The sequence below is a fragment of the Streptomyces jumonjinensis genome, from assembly GCF_009600885.1.
GTDB classification, from domain to species: domain Bacteria; phylum Actinomycetota; class Actinomycetes; order Streptomycetales; family Streptomycetaceae; genus Streptomyces; species Streptomyces jumonjinensis.
The window spans coordinates 1,067-8,714 of sequence record NZ_VCLA01000177.1 but is presented as its reverse complement, the minus strand read 5'-3'; the positions used below and the strand labels follow the sequence as shown (position 1 = coordinate 8,714).

Below are 7,648 nucleotides of genomic sequence, written 5' to 3'. Positions count from 1 at the left end.
CCCCCTTGAGCTTCTCGTCGAGCTGGGCGAGGTCGATGGAGATCTCGGTCACCGCGCCGTTCTTGATCGTGAAGTCGGCGGAGCCCTCCTTCTCGGGCAGTTTCCTGAGCTCCTTGGCCGTGGGCAGCTCGGTGCCCTGGGGGAGCTTCTTCAGGATCGGGCGGACCTCGTCGATCAGCTTGGTGAGCAGGGGACGGAGGGAGGCGGTGACGGTGATGCGCTCGGCGCCGTCCTTGCCTTCGGTGCTCTTGAAGTCGGCCTCGCTCGCGACGACGTCGCCCAGGGTCTTGAGGAGCTTCTTCTGCGTCTTGGCGTCGAGCGTGGGCTCGGCGGGGGGCGCGCCGGCCGCGTCGGCGCGCTCGGCCACCAGCTTCTCGGCGTCCCGGATCTCCTTGACGGGGACCTTGACCCATTCGCCCGCGAACACGGGCTCCAGCGACCTGAGGCTCTTGGGCACCTCACCGCCGGAGGCCAGGTCGTCCAGGGACGGCGCGGGGCCGCCCGACAGCTCCCCGAGCGCCTTCATGTCGACGCGGCCGTAGAGATAGTCGCCGACCATCCGGTACTCGAACAGGGCGCTGTCGGGGCCGCTGAACTTCATCGCGATGCCGGTGTAGTCCTTCTCGCCGGACTCGGCGAGCGGCTTCTCCGACTCCACCATGACGGAGATCCGCCCGGCGGTGAGCAGCTCGGCGATCGCGTCGGGCATCTCGTCGCCGGGCTCGGCGCCGGCGTCCAGCGCCCGTATCGCCGCGGCGTCGGCGTCCAGGTCCAGCTCGACGGAGAGCGAGCGCTCCTTGCCGAGCTTGTCGAAGGCGCGGTCGAGCTTCTGTCCGGCGGAGAGATTCTCCACCGTGCCGCAGGCGGTGGATCCGGCCACCACGAGGGCGGCGACGGCGGCAGCGGTCAGGGTCTTGCGCATGGCGGTGATGACGGTCTCCTCATAGGTGCGATCACGGCGTGATCACTGAGAAGACGGTCAGGACCCTGACAAGGTTGTACGCCGGATCCGGTGATATCCGACACCGCTGCGGGGGCGCCCCGAAGGCCCAGCGGGAGAGGCGGCGCCCCGTTCCGCCGCCTCTCCCGCCGGACCGTGGAACCGGCCCCGCACAATCCGCGGAAAGTGCCGTGCAACCTTCCCGGCGTCTCATGAGTCTGGTCAGTGATCACAGTCGTGGTCACCCAGGTGCGAGGAGGTCGGTGAATCTGTTTGCCAGTGGCATATCCTTGGCGACCGTCGCCGCGCCCGGCCGCGTCCGGCCCGCGCGCGAGGGGGCGGGGGTCCCCGGAGCGCGGTGCGGAGGCCCGTTCACCGGCGAGTCCCCGGGCGTCATACCGCCCGCGGGCCGGTGGTCGCCCACGGCCGTCCGGCGCGGAGGGCTTCCCTCCGGGCGCCTGGGGGCGGTGGCCGCCCACCGGCCCCTCCTCCTCCCGCAGACGAACCGGCGAACTGCCGGTCCATCTGGCCCGCTGATCGCAGTTCACCGTTTTGACGTGCTGGTTCCGGCCGTGAACAGCGCCCTATGAAAGAGAAGAACGTGAAGCGCATCCTCATACGCTCCGGCAGGAGCCCGTTCTACGCCGCAACGCGCGAGGAGTATCTGCAGCAGGACCTCATCGGAACCAACTCGGGCAACCTGGTCTTCAGTGACGCATCCCACAAGCTGCTGCTCACGGAGAACACCGAGATCGTCTCGAACGGGCTCAGGACCGACCCCTCCGCGGAGCGCGCCCGGCAGATCAACGAGGAGTACGACATGTTCGTCGTGCCCCTCGCCAATGCATTCCGCCCTTCCTTCCGTGCGTCGCTGAACCGGCTGTCCGCGCTGATCGAGCAGCTCACCATCCCGGTGGTGGTCATCGGGGTCGGCGCGCAGACCAGCGCCGACTACCAGATGGGGCGGCTACAGGAGATGGACGTACCCGTGCGGCGGTTCATGCGCGCGGTGCTCAAGAAATCGGCGTCCATCGGGGTACGGGGCGAGCTGACCGCCTCCTATCTCAAGGGCCTGGGATTCGGCAGCCGTGACGTCGAGATCATCGGCTGTCCGTCGATGTTCATGTACGGCGACACCTTCCCCGAGCTCAGGGATCCCGGGACCCTGGACTCCGAGTCCCGTATCGCCATCAACCTCTCGCCCTACGCCACCCGCGTGGGCGACCTGGCCGGCCTGGTGCGCCACGCCCACGAGCGGTTCCCGCACCTCACCTACTTCGCGCAGAACCTGGTCGACGCCGAGCTGCTGTTCTGGGGCGACACGTCGGCAGCCGCCGGCCACCGCTCCCCCATCCCCCGGCAGCTGACGCACCCGCTGTTCCAGGAGAACAAGGTCCGCGTCCCCCTCGACCCGAGGTCCTGGCTGGAGGAGCTGTCCACCCACGACTTCTCGTACGGGACCCGTATCCACGGCAACATCGCGGCGCTGCTGGCGGGAACGCCCGCGGTGGTGCTCGCCCATGACTCCCGCACCCTGGAGCTGTGCCGCTACTTCGGCATCCCGCACCGGCTGCTGAGCCAGACCCCCGCCGACATCCACCCGGCGCGGCTGTACCAGGAGGCCGACTTCAGCGAGCTGCACCAGGGACACAAGGAGCGCTTCGGCCGGCTGACGGCCTTCCTCTCTCGCAACGGCCTGGAGAACACCTTCGAGCACGGCGACGGCGGAGCCTCCTACGAGGCCAAGGTGGCCGCCCTGGACGCACCGGGGTCGATCGGGGTGTGGGACGGCTCCGAGGACGGCTCCCTGCGCTACCGCATCAGCCGTCTGCACGAGAACGGCAGCGCGGCCGACCGCCGCATCGCCCAGCTCACCAAGCGGACCAAGGAGCTGGAGAAGCAGCTCGCCGAGGTGCAGAAGGCGCTCTCCGTCGGAGAGAAGCGGCTGATGGGCGTCGAGAGGCGGATCCTCACCCGCCTGGTCCCGGCGATCCAGCGGCGGGTGCGCCGCCCCGGCGGCGGCGCGTGACACCCCTGTCCCGGGCCCCGGTACGGGGCCCGGGACAGCCGGTGCCGAACGGCTCCGGCGCCCTCCCGCTCACACGGTCGTCTCAGTCCGCCTCTGTCTCCGCCTCCGCCTCCGCCTCGACGATGGAGAGCACGGTGGGGGTGGAGTGGATGCGGACCAGCTTCAGCCCCGCGGCGCGGAACAGCCGCTCGAAGTCGTCCTGCGAGCGTTCCCTGCCGGTGAGGGAGACCATCATGAGCAGATCCAGGGTCTTGCCCTGATGGGGATCGTCTCCCGGAGGGATCACCGCGTCGACGACGAGAACCCGCCCCTTCGGCGCCAGGGAGCGACGGCAGTTGCGGAGGACGGTCACACACTGGTCGTCGTCCCAGTCGTGAAGAATGCGCTTGAGGACGTGGACATCGCCCGGCGGTACGGAGGTGAAGAAATCGCCCTCCGCCAGCTCCCAGCGGCCCTCGGTCTCCCGGGTGTCCAGCCGGTGCCCGGCCAGGACGTGCGCCCGGTCGTAGAGGACCCCCCGTACGGTGGGCGACGCCCGCAGCACCGCCTTCAGAAACCCGCCCTGGCCGCCGCCGACGTCCACGACCAGGGCCTCGTCGGGGAATGTCCAGCAGCGGGCGACGGGGGTGTTCTCCGCCTCCGACATGGCGGCCATGCCGTCGTGGAAGACGGCGGCGGTCTGCTCGTCCTGGGCGAAATGGTCGAAGAACGGCATGCCGAAGATGTCGTCGAAGGCCGACGTCCCCTCGGTCAGAGACCGTGTCAGCTCCCCGCTCGGCAGCCAGAACGTGCGGTCCGTGATCATGAGGACCGCCGCCCGGACGGGTACGGGCGCGTCGGACCGCAGGGCCTCACCCGCCTCGGTGAGGCCGAATCGCCCTTCGGCGTCCTCCGCGAAGAGACCACGGGTGGCCAGCAGCCGCAGCACCCGGCGCAGATTCCCGGCGTCGACGCCGGAGGCGGCCGCCAGCTCGGCGGGGGTGCGCGGACCGGCGGCCAGATGGTCCGCCACTCCCGTCGCGGCCACGGCTCGCAGCGCCGCGGCGCACACATAGCTCATCGCTTCGTCGATGACGACGGCGGCGGCCCGCCGAGCCGCTTCGGAAGCGTCCGGGTCTGGCGACTCCACTGCCATGTGCATCCTTCCGGGTCGTGGAACAGGTCACGGTGCCATGCTCCGGTCATACCCGTTCTCACCGCCCTTGATGAGAGCGCATCAGGCTGAAGACAGCCGTGCGGAGGCAGCCGGGCTCCGCCGGAGCTCCGGGCGCCGTGCTCCCCCGCCGGAGCTCCGCACCGTCGCGGGCCCGTGACGGTGCCCATGAGAAGATCCGTTCGCCGTATGGCCGGTTCGGACTGGAAGGTGACGATGTACGCGATATCCCTGGGCGACGACGGTGCTGAGCTGTGCCCGCTCGAACCGTGGCAGGCCGAGGAGTTCCTGGCCCATCTGGACCGGGGACGGGAGTTCATCGGGCAGCACAACGGGCTGCCCGACGTCGTCACGGACCTGGAGTCGAGCCGGGCGTTCCTCCAGGCGTACGCGGACAAGGCCGCGGCCGACGCCGGGCGGCTCTACGGCATCCGGACGGACGGCCGACTGGTCGGCGCGGTCCTCCTGCGGAAGATGGACGTCGAGCAGGGCACCGCCGAGGCGGGCTGCTGGCTGGAGCCGTCGGCGGTGGGCAGGGGGCTGGTGACCCGGGCCGTGCGGGCGGTCATCGACTGGGCCGTGGAGGAGCGGGGCGTCCACCGCGTGGAGTGGTGGGTCTCGGTGGGGAACGAGCCCAGCATCGCCGTGGCCAGACGGCTCGGGATGACGAGGGACGGCGTACTGCGGGAGAGCTATCTCTACCGGGGGAAGCGGCACGACGAGGAGATCTGGTCGGTTCTCGCGCCGCAGTGGCGGGCGGGCCGGCCGGCTTCCTGAGCTTCTCGCGCGCCGGTGGATCGCGGGCGTCGCCGGCGATCCACCGGGGGATCGGGCCGTCCGGCGCTTCGGCGTCCGCGCCTTTCGGCCGTCAGCGCCGGCCCGCCATCCGCTCGACGGGCAGGGCGCTCTCCCGCAGTCGGGCCAGCCTCTCCAGTCCGCCCGTCGCAAGGAGGCGGAGTGTGGTCATCCGGTCGGGGTAGCAGCGCAGGAACATCCGGGTGAAGTGGGTGCCGTAGTGGAGCCGGTTCTCCGGGTCCGCCCCGGCTCCGCCGTCGTCCGGGAAGGCGTGCCGCAGCGGTTCCACCCAGCTCTGGAAGGCGGGCTCGTGAAAGTACGCCATGGAGTAGCGCTCGCGGTCCGCGGCCAGTCTGACCTTGTGCGGGGTGGAGAGCAGATGACCGCCGGTGAGGAGCTGGAGGATGTCCCCGGGGAACACGGTCAGCGTGCCGGGCACAGGAGGCACATACGTCCAGGGCTCGTCGTTCTCGAACATGCCCGCGGTGCTCTCATGCCCCAGCCAGTTGCGGTTGCGGTGCTCGCCCGCCACCGGAGGGCGTATCCAGAGCCCTCCGGCGCTGTCCTGCGCGGCGATGACGAGGAGCCCGTAGTCGGTGTGGGCTCCGATGCCGCGTTCGCCGGCGTCCGACGCTGCGGGGAAGCGCAGTACCCGCATATGGTGCCAGCCGTCCGCGGTGAGCGCGTTCAGCGCGGACGGGTCGTCGAGTCCGAGGCCGAGTGCCGCGAGCGCGAGAAGACGCTCCCCCATCGACCCCAGCTGCGTCATGAACGCCTTCATCGCACGCTCATACGCCTGGCCGGGCCAGGGGACCGGGCCATGGGCGGGCCAGGCCGACAGAGAGCGTTCGTCGTCCCCGGCGATGTCCTTGCAGACGGTGAAGATCTCCGAGTGGTCGGCCTCGCCCGCGGTGACCTCCTCCCCCGACGCGATGTATCCGCTGTAGGTGGTGTCGTTCACGTACCGGGCCTTCTCGGCGAACGGCAGCGCGAAGAACCGCCTGCTCTCGCTCATGGCCGCCCGGACGATCTCCTGCTCGGCGGGGCCGGTGGCGAGGTAGAAGATCCCATGGGTCCGCCACGCGTCGATCATTCCGGCCGCGAGAGCACGGTCGGCGGGGGACCCGGTGAGGGATTCGGGCAGTTCTAAGACAGGTATGTCGGACATCTCTCGGCTCTCCTCTGGATCTTCTCTGGCGATGCGACGGGGTGGAGCCCGTGGCCGGTAGCGCGTACCGGAAGAGCGTTCACGGCGCCCCCACAGGATGTGTACCCCCGCTTGTCTTCGGGTTGAGCGGGACAGCCCGGGCCGACGGCGTCAGAGGTGTCCGGCCGTCAGCACTCCCCGCGCCAGGTCGCGGACACGGCCGCGTCCAGGAAGCTGGACGCGTTCATCTTGTACACCCCCGGGCCGGGGTGGGCGTCCAGACAGACCGAGAAACCCGTGGGGCCCGAGCTGTACCCGAACTGAACACGGCCCGCGCCCGGGCCGGTCAAGCCGTTGTTGAAGACGGATCCGTAGAACGTCAGCTGCGGGGTGACCCAGTCGCCCGCCGTCACCACCCGCAGGGTTCCGCTCTGATTGAGACCCGAGTAGATGCAGAAGGAGCCCTTGGGGCAGTCCTGCGGATCGGGATCGCCGGTCGCCGGGTCGTTGCCGGTCCTCGGCTGACGCTGGCGGAAGGCGGCGCCCGGCTGCCCGGAGCATTCGGCCACCCTGACGGCGGTTCCGGGCCTGTGCGAGCTGCCCGTCACCTCCAGGCAGACAGGCGGGGTGACGCCCAGGGGCTGGAGCCAGACATGGGTGGCCCGGTCGACCAGGACGAAGCTGGTCGCGGCCTGGCCCGTGCAGTCCGCCTGCCGGACCGGGGCGCCGACCGAGCCGGTCGGGGCCGCCATGCACCGTCCGCTGTTCACATTGACGACATTGACCGCTCCACCGCCCGCCGCGGACTCCCGAAGCGTCCAGAGCGCCCCCGCCTGGCCGGTGCAGTCCGCCTGTCCGATGGGAGCGCCGGGCAGCAGGGAGGAGTCCTTCACCTCCAGACAGCGCCCGCTGTGCACGGCGACGATGTCGATCTCCCGTGTCTGCGCGGCCCCGGCCGCCCGCGCGGAGGGCGCCGGGGACAGGATCAGCAGGGACAGCAGCGAGCACAGGGCGACGACGAGCGCGACGGCGCCGCCCGGTCTGCGGTGGACGAGCGCCGGCATGAGGTACCCCCTGGGTGAACGGCTCGTACGGCTCGCCGCCGGCCGGGGGCGCGGCGGCGAACCGGCGCCTCGGCGGGGCGGTTCAGCGTCGCCCGCGGCTCTGACACTCCGCTGACGCCGGCCGGGGCCCGGCCGGGACACGCCGACCGGGGCCCGGCCTGTCCCGGTGACGCGCCCTTCGCGTCAGCCGACGCGCGAGACGGCGGGCTGTCCGATGTCCTCGGCTGCCGGCCCCTGCTGCTCGTGCAGTATCAGCGCCTCCTGCCGGCAGGCGCGTGCCCGGTCCGCCTGGCCGAGGGTGGAGAGCGCCCGGCTGAGGGTGATGAGGACCCTGGCGCGCATCTGGTCGCCGCCGATGAAGCCTAGGGCGAGGGCCTGTTCGGCGTGCTGGGCGGCGTGCCCGGCGCGGAGGGCGGAGAGATGCGCCTGGGCGATCCGGTAATGGGCGGTTCCCTGCCAGAGCCGCTGCCGGTTGGCCTCGAAGCCGTCGAGGGCGTCGTGGAGCTGTTCCAGGGCCTCT

The 7,648-nt window shown here is 70.9% G+C and carries 6 protein-coding genes and 1 pseudogene; 2 read left to right on the top strand and 5 right to left on the bottom strand.

Annotated elements, in window-relative coordinates:
- Positions 1-922, bottom strand: a 922-nt coding sequence (locus FF041_RS27075) for a hypothetical protein (RefSeq protein WP_153525275.1), incomplete at its 3' end; no start/stop codon positions are given.
- 619 nt (positions 923-1,541) lie between these two features.
- Between FF041_RS27075 and FF041_RS27070 the strand changes: the two genes are divergently transcribed.
- On the top strand, positions 1,542-2,969 hold the full coding sequence (locus FF041_RS27070; RefSeq protein ID WP_323392835.1) for a polysaccharide pyruvyl transferase family protein: 1,428 nt from the start codon (positions 1,542-1,544) through the stop codon (positions 2,967-2,969).
- 82 nt (positions 2,970-3,051) lie between these two features.
- Here FF041_RS27070 and FF041_RS27065 read toward each other — a convergent pair whose 3' ends face one another.
- The gene (locus tag FF041_RS27065) at positions 3,052-4,104 is read right to left on the bottom strand and encodes a methyltransferase (RefSeq protein ID WP_153525273.1); all 1,053 of its coding nucleotides are present in this window, start codon (positions 4,102-4,104) and stop codon (positions 3,052-3,054) included.
- A 234-nt stretch (positions 4,105-4,338) separates the two neighbouring features.
- Here FF041_RS27065 and FF041_RS27060 point away from each other — a divergent pair, with 234 nt between their 5' ends.
- Positions 4,339-4,899, top strand: a complete 561-nt coding sequence (locus FF041_RS27060; protein WP_153525277.1) for a GNAT family N-acetyltransferase — start codon at positions 4,339-4,341, stop codon at positions 4,897-4,899.
- Between the two features lie 91 nt (positions 4,900-4,990).
- Here FF041_RS27060 and FF041_RS27055 read toward each other — a convergent pair whose 3' ends face one another.
- From FF041_RS27055 to FF041_RS27045, 3 genes and pseudogenes are all read right to left on the bottom strand, one after another.
- A complete protein-coding gene (locus tag FF041_RS27055; protein ID WP_153525272.1) occupies positions 4,991-6,085 on the bottom strand; it encodes a 2-oxoglutarate and iron-dependent oxygenase domain-containing protein in 1,095 nt (364 codons plus the stop codon).
- Between the two features lie 167 nt (positions 6,086-6,252).
- A complete protein-coding gene (locus tag FF041_RS27050) occupies positions 6,253-7,128 on the bottom strand; it encodes an RICIN domain-containing protein (protein WP_153525271.1) in 876 nt (291 codons plus the stop codon).
- A gap of 183 nt (positions 7,129-7,311) precedes the next feature.
- Positions 7,312-7,648 (bottom strand): annotated as a pseudogene (locus tag FF041_RS27045) (AfsR family transcriptional regulator); the annotation flags it as partial.

Coding starts and splice junctions, on each gene's coding strand:
- FF041_RS27065 (WP_153525273.1), bottom strand. CDS start 4,104: ATGGCAGTGGAGTCGCCAGACCCGGACGCTTCCGAAGCGGCTCGGCGG.
- FF041_RS27060 (WP_153525277.1), top strand. CDS start 4,339: ATGTACGCGATATCCCTGGGCGACGACGGTGCTGAGCTGTGCCCGCTC.
- FF041_RS27055 (WP_153525272.1), bottom strand. CDS start 6,085: ATGTCCGACATACCTGTCTTAGAACTGCCCGAATCCCTCACCGGGTCC.
- FF041_RS27050 (WP_153525271.1), bottom strand. CDS start 7,128: ATGCCGGCGCTCGTCCACCGCAGACCGGGCGGCGCCGTCGCGCTCGTC.